We start from the raw sequence: 17,007 nt of genomic DNA, 5'->3' as shown, positions 1-17,007 counted from the left end.
CGGGGCACTTTTTTTAAACCACCCGGGGGGTTAAGAGGCCCGGGTTTTTGGCCCTGTTTGCCCCCCTGCGCGACAACGCCCGCACAACCCGGGGGGTGTTGTATTTAAAAAAACCGCCCCCCCCCCTGGGGGGGGGCGCGCCTTTGTCATGCAACGAACGGTTTAGCTACCCGCTACCGTCATCCGTTCGATCAGCACCGACCCCGTGCGGATATTGCTGCGCACTTCCAGGTCGTTGCCCACCGCCACGATCTGCTTGAACATGTCGCGCATGTTGCCGGCAATGGTCACTTCCTGGACCGCGAACTGGATTTCACCGTTCTCCACCCAGTAACCCGCAGCCCCACGCGAGTAATCGCCGGTGACCATGTTCAGGCCGTGGCCCATCAGTTCGGTGACCAGCAGACCGCGCCCCATGCGTCGCAGCAAGGCCGCCTGGTCCTCGTCGCCGTGGCTGACGAACAGGTTGTGCACACCGCCGGCGTTGGCGGTGCTCGGCATGCCCAGCTTGCGGCCGGAGTAAGTGCCGAGGATGTAGGACACCAGCTCGCCTTTTTCGACGAACGGTTTGGCGTAGGTGGCGAGGCCGTCGCCATCGAACGACGCACTGCCCAGGGCACGCGCCAGGTGTGGCCGCTCATCGAGGGTCAGCCATTCCGGAAACAGCTTCTGACCGAGCGTACCTTCCAGGAACGAGGATTTACGGTACAGGCTGCCGCCGGAAATCGCCGACAGGAAGCTGCCGAACAAACCACCGGCCAGCTCTGCGGAAAACAGCACCGGCACTTCGCACGTCGGCACGGGGCGCGCGCCCAGGCGGCTCGCCGCCCGCTGCGCCGCCCGCTGACCGATGCTCACCGGATCGGCGAGCAGATGGCCCAGACGGTTGACGTCATACCAGTAATCGCGCTGCATCTGGCCGTCGGCCTCGGCGATCATCACGCAACTGAGGCTGTGACGGGTCGAGGCATAACCGCCGATGAACCCGTGGCTGTTGCCATACACGCGGCAGCCCTGATGAGTGCTCAACGTGGTGCCATCCGCGTTCTTGATCCGGGCATCGGCATCGAAGGCGGCGGCTTCGCAGACCAGGGCCTTTTCGATGGCCTGTTCGGGGGTGATGTCCCACTCGTGGAACAGGTCGAAATCCTGCAGATCCCTGGCCATCAGTGCGGCATCGGCCAGGCCCGAGGCTTCGTCTTCCGAGGTGTGCCTGGCAATGGCCAGTGCGGCGGCAACGGTTTCGCGAATGGCGTCCGAGCCACTGGCCGAGGTGCTGGCCGAGCCTTTGCGCTGCCCCACGTACAAGGTGATGCCAAACCCCTGGTCGCGGTTGAATTCGACCGTTTCGACTTCGCGCTGGCGCACCGAGGTCGACAGGCCCTGTTCAAGCGATACCGCCACTTCACAGGCACTGGCGCCCTGGCGTCTGGCTTCAGCGATGATCTGCTCGACCTGTTCCTGCAGTGCCGGCAACGCTTGTGGGCCGACGCTTTCAACTGCACTCATGCTGTTCTCCACTCAAATTCTGCTTTCGGTAAAGGCCTTCGAGCGACCGGGCCGGACAAGCGGCCCCCGACTGGTTATCATGGCGGCGTTTTCTTGCGGACGGCCACCATGGTTGATTCTTACGACGACTCCCTCGATACGGGAGAAAAAAGCAAATCCCAGGTCAAACGCGAGCTGCATGCTCTGGTTGATCTCGGCGAGCGCCTCACGACGCTCAAGCCTGACCTGCTGGCAAAACTGCCCCTGACCGACGCCTTGCGCCGGGCCTTGGCCGATGCGCCCAAGCACGTTGCGCACATCGCGCGTAAACGGCACCTGCAGTTCATCGGCAAACTGATGCGCGATCAGGACACTGACGCCATTCTGGTTCTGCTCGATCAACTCGATGCCTCCACGCGCCAGTACAACGAACGCTTCCATAACCTTGAACGCTGGCGCGATCGCCTGATTGCCGGTGACGATGCCGTTCTGGAAAAATTCGTCAGCGAATATCCGGACGCCGATCGCCAGCAATTGCGCTCCCTGATCCGTCAGGCCCAGCACGAGGTTGCGCAAAACAAGCCTCCTGCTTCCAGCCGTAAAATCTTCAAGTACATCCGCGAGCTGGACGAGACGCAACGCGGCCTGCGTTGAGTGTCCAGGCGAGTGAGTCGCCAAACGACTCACTCGCCGCTCCCTTATGCGCCCGTGCCACCCACGGTAATCGCATCTATCTTCAGCGTTGGCTGGCCGACACCCACCGGCACCGACTGCCCATCCTTGCCACAGGTGCCCACGCCGCTGTCCAGCGACAGGTCATTGCCAACCATCGACACCTTGCTCATGGCTTCCGGACCGTTGCCGATCAAGGTTGCACCCTTGACCGGCGCAGTAATCTTGCCATCCTCGATCAGGTAGGCCTCGCTGGTGGAGAACACGAACTTGCCGCTGGTGATGTCCACCTGACCGCCGCCGAGGTTGGCGCAGTAGATACCGCGTTTCACCGAAGCGATGATTTCCGCCGGATCGCTTTCGCCCGCCAGCATGTAGGTGTTGGTCATGCGCGGCATTGGCAGGTGCGCGTAGGACTCACGACGACCGTTGCCGGTACGGGCCACGCCCATCAGGCGGGCATTGAGCTTGTCCTGCATGTAGCCTTTGAGCACGCCGTTTTCGATCAGCGTGGTGCACTCGGTCGGCGTGCCTTCGTCATCGACACTCAGCGATCCGCGACGCCCGGCCAGCGTACCGTCGTCGACGATGGTGCAGAGCTTGGAGGCCACGCTCTCGCCCATGCGACCGCTGTAGGCCGAGCTGCCCTTGCGGTTGAAGTCACCTTCCAGGCCATGGCCGACCGCTTCGTGCAGCAGCACGCCGGACCAGCCCGAGCCCAGCACCACCGGCAAGGTACCGGCCGGTGCCGGGATGGCTTCAAGGTTGACCAGCGCCTGACGCAGCGCTTCGCGGGCATAGCCCATGGCGCGGTCTTCGGCGAGGAAATAGCGGTAGTCGGTACGCCCGCCACCGCCATGACCACCTCGCTCACGACGGCCGTTCTGCTCGACGATCACGCTGACATTGAAGCGCACCAGCGGCCGTACATCCGCTGCCAGGCTGCCATCGGTGGCCGCCACCAGGATGCGCTCCCAGACACCGGCCATGCTCACGGTCACTTGCTGGATGCGCGGGTCGAGGGCGCGGGTCGCGACGTCGATGCGCTTGAGCAATTCGACTTTCTCGGCGCGGGTCAGCACTTCCAGCGGATTGTCCGGGGCGTAGAGCTGAGCGACATCCTGGGCGGTGAACGCCTGCACCGTGCCACTCTGTCCGGCACGGGAGATGGAGCGCGCTGCACGAGCCGCCGCGCCCAGGGCTTCCAGGGTGATGGCGTTGCTGTAGGCAAATCCGGTTTTTTCACCCGATTGTGCACGCACGCCAACGCCCTGATCGAGATTGAAACTGCCTTCCTTGACGATCCCGTCTTCCAGCGCCCACGACTCGGAAATCTGGCCCTGGAAATACAGGTCGGCAGCATCGATGCCCGGGCCGGCCAGGTCGCCGAGCACCGCTTGCAGATTCTCGAGAGTGACGCCACCGGGCGCCAGCAGATGTTCACTGACTGAGGACAACAACTCGCTCATATGCTTTACGCCTTAAATTCATCGTTCTGAGGCAGGTCGCCGGGCGCCCTGCGAGAAAAAGCGCCGGTGACTGGACACCGGCATCCGCGCCCGGATGGACGCCTGTTCGCTGCTATCACGTTCGGCCAGCAGCACGGCCTCGCCTTGATCTTGTTGGGCCAGTATCCGCCCCCAGGGGTCGACAATCGCGGCATGGCCCCAGGTTTCCCGGGGGCCCGGATGCGTTCCACCCTGGGCGGCCGCGAGCACATAACACTGCTTCTCGATGGCCCGTGCGCGAATCAGTACCTCCCAATGCGCGGCGCCGGTGACGGCGGTAAAGGCCGAGGGCGCGGTGATCAGTTCCGCACCGGCGGCACGCAATTCGCTGTACAGCTCGGGGAAGCGCAAGTCGTAACACACGGTCAGCCCCACTCGGCCCACCGGCGTGTCGGCTACCACTACTCCACTTCCGAAAGCATAGTCATCGGATTCACGATAGCGCCCACGGCTGTCAGCCACATCCACGTCGAACAGGTGCAGCTTGTCGTAGCGCGCCACCGTTTCACCCTGGTCGTTGACCAGCAACGAACAGGCGTGAGACTTGGCCATCGGCTGATCCACCGGCGGCAACGGCAACGTGCCGGCCACTGTCCATAACTTGAGGTCACGGGCGGTCTGTTTCAACCATGGCAGGATCGGCCCCTCACCCAGCGCCTCGGCGCGACCGATGTCGGCAATGTCACGACGGCCCATGGCGGCGAAGTTTTCCGGCAGCACCGCCAGCTTCGCCCCCTGGGCGGCAGCCTGTTCGAGCAGGCGCCGGGCCTGGGCCAGATTGGCCAGCACATCGCTCTGGCTGACCATTTGAATCACCGCGATCGTCATGCTTTACCGCCTTGGTGTAGGAGCGAGCATGCTCGCGATGGGGGTTCGGACGCTGCGGGACATCAGGCAGCCCGCGTTATCGTTGACCTCCATCGCGAGCATGCTCGCTCCTACAGGGATGTCAATGCGCATCAGAACGGTTTGTCGAAGGTGATTTTCGGATCCTTGTAGGGACCCTTGACGGTGTATTTTACGCTGGCGAAACGCGACACGCGGTCACCGATCAGCTTGTCGATCAGGAACAGGGCGCCCCCGACGGCTGGCGCGCCAACGATCAGCGCGGCGATCGGCAGGTTGTTGGTCACCGGCAAGGTCACCAGCAGTTTCGCGTCCAGTTGCTCGTTGACCAGATCCAGCGTGCCATCGAGCTCGATGTTGCTCGACGGGCCGGTCATCACGATCGGTTTGCTGGTGACGTAGATGCCGTTCGTCGCGGTCAGCAGGCCCTTGACCCGATCGTAGCTCAGGCCCTTGCCGAACAGGTCGGAAAAATCCAGGCGCAGGCGACGGCCAATGGAGTTGAAGTTGAGCAGGCCAAATACCCGCAGAGCCTGGGCGCTGCCCTCCACTTCAACGAACTGCCCCTTGTTCAGCGAGGCATCGAGCGTGCCGGAGAAGCGCTTGGTGGCCAGCCACGCCGGTGAGCCGGGCCAGCGACCGTCGACATCCATGTGGAATTCTTCACTGGTGACACTCGGCGCAAAGCCCCAGCCCTTCAGCACATCCGCGAGGTTCTTGCCGCTGGCCCGACCCTTGAACCAGCTGGCTGAGGCGCCGGGAGGCCCTTCCCAGCCGCCATCGCCCTGCAGTAGAAGACCCTTCAGGCCCATGTCCAAAGTGTTGAGCGCGATGCCCTTGCCGGTCGGGCGCACTTTGAGCGACCAGCCACCGACCAGGTCCTGGCCCTGGAACAACTGGTTGATGGTGATATCCAGCGCCGGGATCCGGGTCGGATCGACACTGGCCAACGGGTCCGGTGAGTTTTCATCGACCAGGACCGTCGGGTCCGGTGCCGGCAACCGCACATACTGCAGATTGACCGCGATCGGCGCCGCTTTTGCGTCCGGAATGCCCACGGTGCCCTTGACTTGCTGGCTGTCGAGTTGCAGCGCCCAGGCGTTCGGCTTGCGGTTCACCTGCACCGAGGCCTGGTCCAGCGTGGTGCCGAATCCGCTGAGCTTGCCGATCTTGAAATCGGCACTGCTGAGCAACTGTTTGGCGCTGCCGCCCGGGTCCTGCCCGGCGTATTTGTCCACCAGGTCTTTCCACGGCCCGATGTCCAGTTCGGACAGCGCGCCGCGCACCCGCAGGCCCTTGGCGCCGGGCAGCACCGCGTCGCCGTTCCCCAGGAACAATTCGCCACGCCCCTCGGCAAAATTCGCCGGTGGCGCTTCGAAGGTGAAGCTCGCCAGCTCGCCATATTTGACCCAGTAGCGACGATCCTGCCCCTGCAGGGTCATGCGGAACATCGTGTCGCGCCCGACATCGCTCGCCATGCCGAACGGCGCAGGCAGGTCGACCGCCACGCCCTTGAGGCTTGAATTGATCAGCAACTGACTGTCGTCGCCCCCCAGGTTCAGTTGCAGTTGATACGGGATCAACCCTGACACCGGCAACGGCTGCGTCACCTTCAGCCAGTCGGTGAGTTTCTTGACCTCGACCTGTCCCGAAGCACTGACCCGGGTCTTGATCCGGCCCGGGCTGCCGTCGGCGAAAATCTGCGCAGTGACCGGCTTGTCGAAGGCCCGGGCGGCGATGTTCTGCCCGCTCAACCCCTTGTCACTGTCGAAGCGGAAATCACCCTTGAGCTGCGTCAGTTCGAGCTCCGGATCGGCGAGCTTCAGGCGTGCCTTGGCGGTCTTGAAGTCGACCAGAATCTTCGGCTGCTCGCCTTTGGCCAGCGGGATATCCAGCTTCAGCTTGCCCTGCAGATCCCCTTCGCCCTGCCATCCGGCGAAGGTGTCGGCGGTGCCGATCGGCGCCTCCTGAAGGATTTTCAAGCCGTCGCCCAGCCCCCCGGCGAAGCCGCCATCGAGCAACAGATGGACAGACTTCCCGGCAGGCGCATGCGGGATGTTGACGTAGATGTCGCTGACCTGGGTGTCGAGCAACTGGCCCTTGCTCGCCAGAATCCGGACACCACTGTCTTCGATGAACACATCGCCACTGACTTTGCTGACGTGCGGCCAGCCCGGCTGGAACGCCAGTTCGGCATCATGGACCTTGAAGAACAGGCTGATGCTGCGGTCGGCGTCGGCGGCGCCATGGTTCAGCGAGCCCTGGTACTGGAAGAACCCCTGATCGACCGCACCTTTGAGAATCGCGGTGCGCAGCCATTCGTCGAGTTCCGGGCTGAGCACTTCCGGCAGGTACTTGGCGGTGTATTTGCCGTCGCCGTCCACCAGGCCGACCCGCAGGTCCATGTAGTCTTCCTGGGTGTGGTCGAAATGCAGGCGAATGAGGAAGTCGCCGGCAATCTTGCCCTCCTCGCCCAGCACCTTCAGGTAGGGCGCGATCAGGGTGAAGCCTTCCTTGTCGAGCTTCCAGGTCAGGCGGGCATTGGCCTGGATGTACTGCCATGGCTTGGCGAAGATCGGGTCCAGGTGCAGCATGAAATCCTTGCTGTCCATTCGCAGCTCGCCATGGCCGAGGTCACCGCTGATGCTGCCGCTGACATTCCGCGCGGCCGGCGCACCGTGGTAGGCGTCGAAGCCCACCTGGTCGAGGTTGGCGGCAAAGCTGAGCTTGGTGTCATCGGTGGCCCCGGGCCGAAAATCGACCAGCACATTGCGCAGGCCGCCGGTGACCTTGAGCCGTTCGACCGCGGTGGCGAACCCCTCGGGGAGCGGCGCGAGGGCATTGAGCAAGGGCGTCAGCGGTGTCAGGTCGAGGCGGTCGGCCTGCAGATGCCAGAGCTCTTCGCTCTTGTCGGTCGCCAGGCTCTGGCGCAATTGCAGGCGTGACTCCCAGCGGGTTTCGCCCAGGTTCATGGCCAGGGAATCCAGGGTCACCAGGAGGCCTTCGCTGCCCCGCTGGAAGTAGCCGTTGAGCGCGAGGTTGCTGATCTGGACGGGTTTGCGCTCGGCATAGGCGCCCCTGAGTTGCGGCGCGTTCAAACGGACCGCGCCACTTTGCAACGCGCCCTTGCCCCAGTTGAACCAAAGCTCGCCACCGGCCTTGATCCGGGAAAAATTCCATTGTTGGGTGACACGCTTGGGCAGCCATTTCGACCAGTCGCTTTGCGGCAGGCTCAGATAGCCGTCCGCTTCGCCATCGCGCCACTGGCTGGCGCGAATTCGAGTGCGCAGGCTCATGGCCACCGGCTGGCCATCGGGCAGGTTCAGCCGCACATCGAGGCGCTGGCGGTAGGCACCGGTCTTGAGGTTCAGGCCCACATAGGTCAAGGTCAGCGGCGGCTGGTCCAGCGGCTGCAATGTCACCTGACTGTCCAGGACCGACAGTTGCTGGACCATCTGCATGCGATTGAGCAGTTGTTCCGGATCCAGTGGCTGGTCGTCCTGCACCGGCAGGCCTTGCAGCGCCCAATGTCCGTCCTCGCCTTCCTTGAGGCTGATCTTCAGGCCATTGAGTTCCAGATGGGCAATGCGCACTTCGCGCGCCAGCAGACTGGCCCAGATATCCGGCACTACGCGCACCTGATCCAGATGCAAGGCGTTGGCCCCCTCGCCCACCATCACGTCGCGAGCGAACAGGATCGGCGCGAAGCCGTGCCAACTGCCTTCCAGCGACCCGATGTTCAGCGGCATGCCCAGCGCTTCGCTGCCCCTGGCTTCGACCTCGGCCTGGTATTCGGCCACCAGCGGCGTCAGTTCGCGCCCCAGGCTGACGTACAGCGCCATCAGCACCAAAGCCAACGCGCACAGGCCCAGACCCCAGCGGGTCAATGCGGCCATTACGCGTGTGAGACGCTCCATGTCAGTTGGCTCCCATGGCAAAAAAACTGCAACAAGCTGAGGCCAGCCGTTCTAGTGAGGATGAAACACAGGAGTTCAGAGCAGCACCACGTCGTATTGTTCCTGGGAATACATGGTTTCCACCTGGAACCGGATGGTGCGCCCGATAAAACCTTCCAGCTCGGCAACGTTGCCCGACTCCTCATCCAGCAAGCGGTCGACGACTTTCTGGTTGGCCAATACACGATAGCCCTCCGCCTGATAAGCGCGAGCTTCGCGAAGAATCTCGCGGAAGATTTCGTAGCACACGGTTTCCGGAGTCTTGAGCTTGCCGCGCCCCTGGCAACTGTTGCAGGGCTCGCACAGCACCTGCTCGAGGCTTTCGCGGGTGCGCTTGCGCGTCATCTGCACCAGGCCCAGCTCGGTGATGCCGATGATGTTGGTCTTGGCGTGATCGCGCTCCAGTTGCTTCTCCAGCGTGCGCAGCACTTGGCGCTGGTGTTCTTCGTCTTCCATGTCGATGAAGTCGATGATGATGATTCCGCCCAGGTTGCGCAGGCGCAACTGGCGGGCGATGGCGGTCGCGGCTTCGAGGTTGGTCTTGAAGATGGTTTCCTCAAGGTTGCGATGGCCGACGAACGCCCCGGTGTTGACGTCGATGGTGCTCATGGCTTCCGCCGGGTCCACCACCAGGTAACCGCCGGATTTCAACGGGACCTTACGCTCCAGGGCTTTCTGGATTTCGTCTTCGACGCCGTAGAGGTCGAAGATCGGCCGTTCGCCCGGGTAATGCTCCAGGCGATCGGCGATTTCCGGCATCAGTTCAGCGACGAACTGCGTGGTTTTCTGGAAGGTTTCCCGGGAGTCAATCCGGATTTTCTCGATCTTCGGGCTCACCAGGTCGCGCAGGGTCCGCAGGGCCAGGCCGAGGTCTTCGTAGATCACGCTGGGCGCGCCGATGGTCTTGATCTGTTCGCTGATCTGATCCCACAGCCTGCGCAGGTAGCGGATGTCCATGAGGATCTCATCGGCGCCGGCGCCCTCGGCGGCCGTTCGCAGGATGAAGCCACCGGTTTCCTTGATCCCTTCCTTGGCCACGCAATCGGAAACCACCTGCTTGAGGCGTTCGCGCTCGGCTTCGTCTTCGATCTTCAGGGAAATGCCGACATGCGCGGTGCGCGGCATGTACACCAGGTAGCGCGAGGGAATCGACAGCTGGGTCGTCAGGCGCGCGCCCTTGGAACCGATCGGGTCCTTGGTGACTTGCACCACCAGGCTCTGGCCTTCATGGACCAGTGCACTGATGCTTTCGACGGCCGGACCTTCGCGCAGGGAAATTTCCGAGGCGTGAATGAAGGCCGCACGGTCCAGGCCAATGTCGACGAACGCCGCCTGCATGCCCGGCAATACCCGCACCACCTTGCCTTTGTAGATGTTGCCGACGATCCCGCGCTTTTGTGTGCGTTCGACGTGGACCTCTTGCAGAACACCGTTTTCAACCACCGCCACGCGCGATTCCATCGGCGTGATGTTGATCAGGATCTCTTCACTCATGGCAGGGTCTCGTTCAGGCGTGTTCACGATAATGGCCGCATCTTGTCATTACGGCGCTCAGAGCGCGTTAAGGGTTTGCCAACAGGGTATGTCGAAACGGCCCAGCAACTCTGCGGTTTCGCACAGCGGCAAGCCAACCACTGCCGAGTAACTGCCGCTCAGGCCGGCGACGAACACCGCGCCCAGCCCCTGGATACCATAACCACCGGCCTTGTCCCGAGGCTCGCCGCTCGCCCAATAGGCGGCGGCTTGCGCACGATCGACAGGCCGGAAACGCACCAGGCTGCGCACCACCCGCGACTCGCAACGCTCGCCGTCCAACACGGCGATGGCGGTCAGGACTTCGTGTTCGCGACCGGCCAACATCATAAGCATGGCGCACGCATCGACTTCGTCCACCGGTTTGCCGAGAATTTTGCCGTCGAGCACCACGGCGGTATCGGCCCCCAGCACGCAGAAGGCGCTGTCGGCGACCACAGCACGGCGGCCAGCCTGCGCCTTGCCCCGCGCAAGACGCTCGACATAGGCCGACGGCGATTCATGATTCAAGGGCGTTTCATCGATGTCCGCGCTGATCGCGGTGAACGGCACGCCAATCTGCGCGAGCAGTTCACGCCGACGCGGCGAGCCAGAGGCGAGGTACAACTGTTTCATCAAGACATCTCCCTGTTTAGTGCCCCGTGTCACCAAGTGCGGGCCAATGCCTGAGCGAATCAGCTGATTTTGTAGCGTCGACGCAACCCGCGCAAACCGAAGCTGATCCAGGGCCAGAGCAACGCGCTGACCAAGGCCGGCAGGACCAGCGCCAGTGTCGGCTGGCGGTTGCCGGTCAAGGCGCTGAGCCACAGCTGAACCAGCTGCGCGAGGCCGAAGATCACCAGGATCACCAGGCTTTGCTGCCACATCGGGAACATCCGCAGCCGCTGTTGCAACGACAGCACCAGGAACGTGATGAGTGTCAGGATCAGCGCGTTCTGACCCAGCAGTGTGCCGTAGAGCACGTCTTCAGCCAGTCCCAGGCACCAGGCCGTGACCATGCCGACCTTATGCGGCATGGCCAGGGCCCAGAATGCCAGCAGCAGGGCGAGCCACAAGGGCCGCAGGATTTCCATGAACTGCGGCAGTGGCGAAACACTGAGCAACAGGCCGATGGCGAAGGTCATCCAGACCATCCAGCCGTTTCGGGAGGCGGTTGCACCGGGCATTATTCTCTTCCCCCTGTGGTGGCCGGCGCGGAGACAGGCGGTTTGGCGGCCGGTTTCACGGCAGCAGGTGGCTTGGCGGCAGGTTTGGCGGGCGTTGCGGCCGCCGCAGGAGCCGGTGCGGACGGCATCACTGGCGCTGCGGGCGTCGCTTGAGCCTCAGGTACGGCAGCAGGCCTGGCAATGCTGGGCGGAATCATCGGGCCGCCACCGTGCTGGTCCAGCGCTTCCTGGGCCTGCGCGGCGTCGTTGGCGCGTTCTTCGGCGGTGCGGCTGTCGCTGAACACCAGCAGCAGGTAACGGCTGCGGTTCAGGGCGGCCGTGGGCACGGCGCGGACAATGGCGAATGGCTGGCCGGAATCGTGAATCACTTCCTTGACCGTGGCCACCGGGTAGCCCGCCGGGAATCGCTGGCCCAGACCCGAACTGACCAACAGGTCGCCTTCCTTGATGTCGGCGGTGTCGGCCACGTGACGCAGTTCCAGGCGCTCCGGGTTGCCGGTGCCGCTGGCAATCGCCCGCAGGCCGTTGCGGTTCACCTGAACAGGAATGCTGTGGGTGGTATCGGTCAGCAGCAACACGCGGGAGGTGTAGGGCATCAACTCGACCACCTGCCCCATCAGGCCACGGGCATCGAGCACCGGCTGACCGAGGACCACACCGTCGCGCTCACCCTTGTTGATGATGATGCGATGGGTAAAGGGGTTGGGGTCCATGCCGATCAATTCGGCCACTTCGACCTTCTCGTTGACCAGCGCGGAGGAGTTGAGCAACTCGCGCAGCCGCACGTTCTGCTCGGTGAGGGCCGCCAGCTTCTGCATGCGCCCCTGCAACAGCAGGTTTTCGGTCTTGAGTTTTTCGTTTTCGGCGACCAGCTCGGTACGGCTGCCAAACTGACTGGCCACACCTTGCCATAGCCGCTGCGGCAGGTCGGTGATCCAGTAGGACTGCATCAGCACCAACGACATTTGGCTACGCACTGGCTTGAGCAGCGAGAAGCGGGCGTCGACCACCATCAGCGCGACCGATAGCACGGCCAGCACCAACAAGCGCACGCCCAGTGAAGGCCCTTTGGTGAAAAGCGGTTTAATAAGCCGCTCCTCCCAGGCAAATGTTCCGTTTATTCATACGCCAGACCGGCCTGGATACAGATTGACAGAAGATAAACGCCAACAGGCGGCACTGCAAAGTGCCGCCTGCGCGCGCAACAGCATAGAGGCAATCCGGCGACTTATTCGCTGGAAAGCAGGTCCATGGTGTGTTTATCCATCATTTCCAATGCACGGCCACCGCCGCGAGCAACGCAGGTCAGCGGATCTTCGGCAACGATCACCGGCAGACCGGTTTCCTGGGCCAGCAACTTGTCGAGGTCGCGCAACAGGGCGCCACCACCGGTCAGCACCAGGCCACGCTCGGCGATGTCGGAAGCCAGTTCCGGAGGCGATTGCTCCAGTGCACTTTTGACTGCCTGAACGATGGTCGCCAGGGACTCCTGCAGCGCCTCGAGCACTTCATTGGAGTTCAGGGTGAACGCGCGTGGAACGCCTTCGGCCAGGTTACGGCCACGGACGTCGACTTCACGCACTTCGCCGCCCGGGTAAGCGGTACCGATTTCCTGCTTGATGCGCTCGGCGGTGGACTCGCCGATCAGGCTGCCGTAGTTGCGACGCACGTAGGTGATGATCGCTTCGTCGAAGCGGTCGCCGCCGACCCGTACGGATTCGGCGTACACCACACCGTTCAGGGAAATCAGTGCAATTTCAGTGGTACCGCCGCCGATATCGACGACCATCGAACCACGTGCTTCCTCAACCGGCAGGCCGGCACCGATCGCAGCGGCCATTGGCTCTTCGATCAGGAACACTTCACGTGCACCGGCACCGAGGGCCGATTCACGGATGGCGCGGCGCTCAACCTGGGTGGATTTGCACGGAACGCAGATCAGCACACGCGGGCTGGGCTGCAGGAAGCTGTTCTCGTGAACCTTGTTGATGAAATATTGCAGCATCTTTTCGCAGACGCTGAAGTCGGCGATGACGCCGTCCTTCATCGGACGAATGGCCGCGATATTGCCCGGCGTACGGCCAAGCATGCGTTTGGCTTCGGTGCCGACAGCAACGACACTTTTCTGGTTACCGTGTGTCCGAATAGCCACAACCGATGGCTCATTCAGGACGATACCGCGCTCGCGCACGTAAATAAGGGTGTTGGCAGTGCCCAGGTCAATGGAAAGATCGCTGGAAAACATGCCACGCAGTTTCTTGAACATGGGAAAGGGACCCTAGGCAACGCGTGGGTAAAAAAGTGCGGCAAACTCTAACAACGACAGGGATTTTGGGCAAGGCGCCAATATGTTAAATTGGCCGCTTTTCTGTGCACCAAGCCCCGCAATCGCGGCCTTATTGACCGTAGAAGTGCGATAGTGTTCCGACAATCTAACACACGGACGCCTTCCGTCCTGTTTTCCACTGGAGATTCCCATGGCGCTTGAACGCTCCGACGTGGAAAAAATCGCTCATCTGGCCTGCCTTGGCCTGAATGAAGACGATCTTCCACCTATTACCTCGGCCCTGAACAGCATTCTGGGTCTGGTCGACGAAATGCAGGCGGTCAATACCGACGGTATCGAGCCCCTAGCCCACCCATTGGAAGCCAGCCAGCGCCTGCGTGCAGACGTCGTGACCGAATCCAATCATCGCGAGGCCTATCAGTCCATCGCACCAGCGGTCGAAAACGGCCTGTACCTGGTTCCGAAAGTCATCGACTAAAGGGAAAGAGCCTGCAATGCATCAAATGACTCTGGCCGAGATCGCCCGCGGCCTCGCCGAAAAAAAGTTTTCTTCCGAAGAGCTGACCAAGACCCTGCTGGCGCGCATCACCCAGCTCGACCCACAGCTCAACAGTTTCATCAGCCTCACCGAAGAGCTCGCGCTGCAGCAGGCCAAAGCCGCTGACGCCCGCCGGGCCAATGGTGAGAGCGGCGCCCTGCTCGGCGCGCCGATCGCCCACAAGGACCTGTTCTGCACCCAGGGCATTCGCACCAGCTGCGGCTCAAAGATGCTCGACAACTTCAAGGCGCCGTACGACGCCACCGTGGTCGCCAAACTGGCTGCTGCCGGTGCGGTGACACTGGGCAAGACCAACATGGACGAATTCGCCATGGGTTCGGCCAACGAGTCGAGCTACTACGGCGCGGTGAAAAACCCGTGGAACCTGGAACACGTTCCGGGCGGCTCGTCCGGCGGTTCGGCGGCAGCCGTTGCCGCGCGCCTGCTGCCGGCAGCCACCGGCACCGACACCGGCGGCTCGATTCGCCAGCCTGCTGCGCTGACCAACCTCACCGGCTTGAAACCGACCTACGGTCGCGTCTCGCGCTGGGGCATGATCGCCTACGCCTCCAGTCTCGACCAGGGTGGCCCTCTGGCGCGCACGGCCGAAGACTGCGCCCTGCTGCTGCAAGGCATGGCCGGCTTCGACCCGAACGACTCCACCAGCATCGACGAGCCCGTGCCTGACTACAGCGCCGGCCTCAACGGTTCGCTGCAGGGCCTGCGCATCGGCGTTCCGAAGGAATATTTCGGCGCCGGTCTCGACCCGCGCATCGCCGAGCTGATCCACAACAGCGTCAAGGAACTTGAAAAGCTGGGTGCGGTGATCAAGGAAATCAGCCTGCCGAACATGCAGCACGCGATTCCGGCGTACTACGTGATCGCCCCGGCGGAAGCCTCCTCCAACCTGTCGCGTTTCGATGGCGTGCGTTTCGGCTACCGCTGCGAAGACCCGAAAAACCTGATCGACCTGTACAAGCGTTCCCGTGGCGAAGGTTTCGGCCCGGAAGTGCAGCGCCGGATCATGGTCGGTGCCTACGCGCTGTCGGCCGGCTACTACGACGCCTACTACCTGAAGGCGCAGAAGATCCGTCGCCTGATCAAGAACGACTTCATGACCGCCTTCAACGAGGTCGACATCATCCTCGGCCCCACCACGCCGAACCCGGCCTGGAAGCTGGGCGCCAAGAACAGCGACCCGGTCGCGGCGTACCTGGAAGACGTCTACACCATCACCGCCAACCTCGCGGGCCTGCCGGGCCTGTCGATGCCGGCCGGTTTTGTCGACGGTCTGCCGGTCGGCGTGCAACTGCTCGCCCCGTATTTCCAGGAAAGCCGCCTGCTCAACGTTGCCCATCAGTATCAGCTGAACACCGACTGGCACACCCGCACCCCAACCGGCTTCTGAGGAGACACACATGCAATGGGAAGTCGTGATCGGGCTGGAGATTCACACCCAGCTCACCACCCGGTCGAAAATCTTTTCCGGCAGTTCCACCACCTTTGGTTCCGAGCCCAACACCCAGGCCAGCCTGGTTGACCTGGGCATGCCCGGTGTACTGCCGGTGCTGAACCAGGAAGCGGTGCGCATGGCGGTGATGTTCGGCCTGGCGATTGACGCCGAAATCGGCCAGCACAACGTGTTCGCCCGGAAAAACTATTTCTACCCGGATCTGCCCAAGGGCTACCAGATCAGCCAGATGGAGTTGCCGATCGTCGGCAAGGGCCACCTGGACATCGCCCTGGAAGACGGCACGGTCAAACGCGTCGGCATCACCCGCGCGCACCTCGAAGAAGACGCCGGCAAAAGCCTGCACGAAGAGTTCAACGGCGCCAGCGGCATCGACCTGAACCGTGCCGGCACGCCGCTGCTGGAAATCGTCTCCGAGCCGGACATGCGCAGCGCCAAGGAAGCCGTGGCCTACGTCAAGGCGATCCACGCGCTGGTGCGCTACCTGGGCATCTGCGACGGCAACATGGCCGAAGGTTCGCTGCGTTGCGACTGCAACGTGTCGATCCGTCCGAAAGGCCAGGTCGAGTTCGGCACCCGCTGCGAGATCAAGAACGTCAACTCGTTCCGCTTCATCGAGAAGGCGATCAACAGCGAAATCCAGCGTCAGATCGAACTGATCGAAGACGGTGGCAAGGTCATCCAGCAGACCCGCCTGTACGACCCGAACAAGGACGAAACCCGTCCGATGCGCAGCAAGGAAGAAGCCAACGACTACCGTTACTTCCCCGATCCGGACCTGCTGCCGGTGGTCATCGAAAACGCCTACCTCGACGAGGTGCGCGGCACCTTGCCGGAACTGCCACCGCAGAAGCGCGAGCGCTTCCAGGAACAGTTCGGCCTGTCGGTCTATGACGCCAGCGTCCTGGCCACCAGCCGCGAGCAAGCCGATTACTTCGAGCAGGTCGCCCGCATCAGCGGCGATGCGAAGCTGGCAGCGAACTGGGTGATGGTGGAGCTGGGCAGCCTGTTGAACAAGCAGGGCCTGGACATCGACCAGTCACCGGTCTCGGCCGAGCAACTGGGTGGCATGCTGCTGCGCATCAAGGACAACACCATCTCCGGCAAGATCGCCAAGGTGGTGTTCGAGGCCATGGCTGGCGGCGAAGGCAGCGCGGACGAGATCATCGACAAGCGCGGCCTCAAGCAAGTGACCGACAGTGGCGCGATTTCGGCGGTACTGGACGAGATGCTCGCAGCCAATGCCGAGCAGGTCGAGCAATACCGCGCGGCAGACGAAGCCAAACGCGGCAAGATGTTCGGCTTCTTCGTCGGCCAGGCCATGAAAGCCTCCAAAGGCAAGGCCAACCCGCAACAGGTCAACGAACTGCTGAAAAGCAAGCTCGAAGGCTGATGAGCATGGAGCCAGTCCGCAAGCCTGGCTCCGTCCCTTGTAGGAGCAGCCGGTCGACGTTCGATTGCTCGCGATTGCGGTCTGACATTCACCCTCTCGGTGCCTGGAACGGCGCAATCGCGAGCAAGCCCGCTCCCACAGTAGTTTTT

General features: G+C 62.7%; 13 protein-coding genes. 4 read left to right on the top strand and 9 right to left on the bottom strand.

What is annotated here, in order from left to right:
• Window positions 1-162: 162 nt before the first annotated feature.
• Window positions 163-1,509 carry a metalloprotease PmbA gene (gene pmbA / locus QIW53_RS23480; RefSeq protein WP_371051959.1) on the bottom strand — a complete coding sequence of 449 codons (1,347 nt, stop codon included), beginning with the start codon at window positions 1,507-1,509 and terminating at the stop codon, window positions 163-165.
• Window positions 1,510-1,617: 108 nt separating this feature from the next.
• Between pmbA and yjgA the strand changes: the two genes are divergently transcribed.
• Complete coding sequence (gene yjgA / locus QIW53_RS23475; protein ID WP_192309650.1) at window positions 1,618-2,142, top strand: ribosome biogenesis factor YjgA; 525 nt, start codon at window positions 1,618-1,620, stop codon at window positions 2,140-2,142.
• A 44-nt stretch (window positions 2,143-2,186) separates the two neighbouring features.
• Here the strand turns inward: yjgA and tldD are convergent, their stop codons facing one another.
• The 8 genes from tldD to mreB all read right to left on the bottom strand — a co-directional run bounded on the left by tldD (window position 2,187) and on the right by mreB (window position 13,435).
• Window positions 2,187-3,629: a metalloprotease TldD gene (gene tldD / locus QIW53_RS23470; protein ID WP_371051958.1), complete on the bottom strand. Its 1,443-nt coding sequence runs from the start codon at window positions 3,627-3,629 to the stop codon at window positions 2,187-2,189.
• 18 nt (window positions 3,630-3,647) lie between these two features.
• Window positions 3,648-4,496 carry a carbon-nitrogen hydrolase family protein gene (locus tag QIW53_RS23465; protein ID WP_371051957.1) on the bottom strand — a complete coding sequence of 283 codons (849 nt, stop codon included), beginning with the start codon at window positions 4,494-4,496 and terminating at the stop codon, window positions 3,648-3,650.
• A gap of 131 nt (window positions 4,497-4,627) precedes the next feature.
• Window positions 4,628-8,431 (bottom strand): YhdP family protein, encoded by a 3,804-nt coding sequence (locus QIW53_RS23460; protein WP_371051956.1) that lies wholly within the window; start codon window positions 8,429-8,431, stop codon window positions 4,628-4,630.
• A 75-nt stretch (window positions 8,432-8,506) separates the two neighbouring features.
• Complete coding sequence (gene rng, locus QIW53_RS23455) at window positions 8,507-9,964, bottom strand: ribonuclease G (protein ID WP_371051955.1); 1,458 nt, start codon at window positions 9,962-9,964, stop codon at window positions 8,507-8,509.
• A 57-nt stretch (window positions 9,965-10,021) separates the two neighbouring features.
• Window positions 10,022-10,618 carry a Maf family protein gene (locus tag QIW53_RS23450; RefSeq protein ID WP_371051954.1) on the bottom strand — a complete coding sequence of 199 codons (597 nt, stop codon included), beginning with the start codon at window positions 10,616-10,618 and terminating at the stop codon, window positions 10,022-10,024.
• 59 nt (window positions 10,619-10,677) lie between these two features.
• Window positions 10,678-11,169: a rod shape-determining protein MreD gene (gene mreD, locus QIW53_RS23445; RefSeq protein WP_371051953.1), complete on the bottom strand. Its 492-nt coding sequence runs from the start codon at window positions 11,167-11,169 to the stop codon at window positions 10,678-10,680.
• Window positions 11,169-12,257 (bottom strand): rod shape-determining protein MreC, encoded by a 1,089-nt coding sequence (mreC, locus tag QIW53_RS23440; RefSeq protein WP_371051985.1) that lies wholly within the window; start codon window positions 12,255-12,257, stop codon window positions 11,169-11,171. Before mreC ends, mreD begins: the two co-directional genes overlap by 1 nt.
• Window positions 12,258-12,397: 140 nt before the next feature.
• The gene (mreB, locus tag QIW53_RS23435) at window positions 12,398-13,435 is read right to left on the bottom strand and encodes a rod shape-determining protein MreB (RefSeq protein WP_002555108.1); all 1,038 of its coding nucleotides are present in this window, start codon (window positions 13,433-13,435) and stop codon (window positions 12,398-12,400) included.
• A 211-nt stretch (window positions 13,436-13,646) separates the two neighbouring features.
• On the opposite strand from mreB, the gene gatC reads away from it, so the two are divergent.
• The 3 genes from gatC to gatB are packed head-to-tail and all read left to right on the top strand — an operon-like array spanning window position 13,647 to window position 16,858.
• Entirely contained in the window at window positions 13,647-13,934 is a 288-nt protein-coding gene (gene gatC / locus QIW53_RS23430) for an Asp-tRNA(Asn)/Glu-tRNA(Gln) amidotransferase subunit GatC (RefSeq protein ID WP_371051952.1), read from the top strand.
• A gap of 16 nt (window positions 13,935-13,950) precedes the next feature.
• Window positions 13,951-15,402 carry an Asp-tRNA(Asn)/Glu-tRNA(Gln) amidotransferase subunit GatA gene (gene gatA, locus QIW53_RS23425; RefSeq protein ID WP_371051951.1) on the top strand — a complete coding sequence of 484 codons (1,452 nt, stop codon included), beginning with the start codon at window positions 13,951-13,953 and terminating at the stop codon, window positions 15,400-15,402.
• Between the two features lie 10 nt (window positions 15,403-15,412).
• Entirely contained in the window at window positions 15,413-16,858 is a 1,446-nt protein-coding gene (gene gatB, locus QIW53_RS23420; RefSeq protein ID WP_371051950.1) for an Asp-tRNA(Asn)/Glu-tRNA(Gln) amidotransferase subunit GatB, read from the top strand.
• The last annotated feature ends 149 nt before the right edge of the window (window positions 16,859-17,007 follow it).

It is taken from the genome of Pseudomonas fluorescens (assembly GCF_041354075.1).
GTDB lineage: Bacteria > Pseudomonadota > Gammaproteobacteria > Pseudomonadales > Pseudomonadaceae > Aquipseudomonas > Aquipseudomonas fluorescens_CE.
The sequence above is the reverse complement of the archived record's forward strand: the minus strand, read 5'-3'. Positions and strand labels throughout refer to the sequence as shown.

Coding starts and splice junctions, on each gene's coding strand:
- pmbA (WP_371051959.1), bottom strand. CDS start 1,509: ATGAGTGCAGTTGAAAGCGTCGGCCCACAAGCGTTGCCGGCACTGCAG.
- yjgA (WP_192309650.1), top strand. CDS start 1,618: ATGGTTGATTCTTACGACGACTCCCTCGATACGGGAGAAAAAAGCAAA.
- tldD (WP_371051958.1), bottom strand. CDS start 3,629: ATGAGCGAGTTGTTGTCCTCAGTCAGTGAACATCTGCTGGCGCCCGGT.
- QIW53_RS23465 (WP_371051957.1), bottom strand. CDS start 4,496: ATGACGATCGCGGTGATTCAAATGGTCAGCCAGAGCGATGTGCTGGCC.
- QIW53_RS23460 (WP_371051956.1), bottom strand. CDS start 8,431: ATGGAGCGTCTCACACGCGTAATGGCCGCATTGACCCGCTGGGGTCTG.
- rng (WP_371051955.1), bottom strand. CDS start 9,964: ATGAGTGAAGAGATCCTGATCAACATCACGCCGATGGAATCGCGCGTG.
- QIW53_RS23450 (WP_371051954.1), bottom strand. CDS start 10,618: ATGAAACAGTTGTACCTCGCCTCTGGCTCGCCGCGTCGGCGTGAACTG.
- mreD (WP_371051953.1), bottom strand. CDS start 11,169: ATGCCCGGTGCAACCGCCTCCCGAAACGGCTGGATGGTCTGGATGACC.
- mreB (WP_002555108.1), bottom strand. CDS start 13,435: ATGTTCAAGAAACTGCGTGGCATGTTTTCCAGCGATCTTTCCATTGAC.
- gatC (WP_371051952.1), top strand. CDS start 13,647: ATGGCGCTTGAACGCTCCGACGTGGAAAAAATCGCTCATCTGGCCTGC.
- gatA (WP_371051951.1), top strand. CDS start 13,951: ATGCATCAAATGACTCTGGCCGAGATCGCCCGCGGCCTCGCCGAAAAA.
- gatB (WP_371051950.1), top strand. CDS start 15,413: ATGCAATGGGAAGTCGTGATCGGGCTGGAGATTCACACCCAGCTCACC.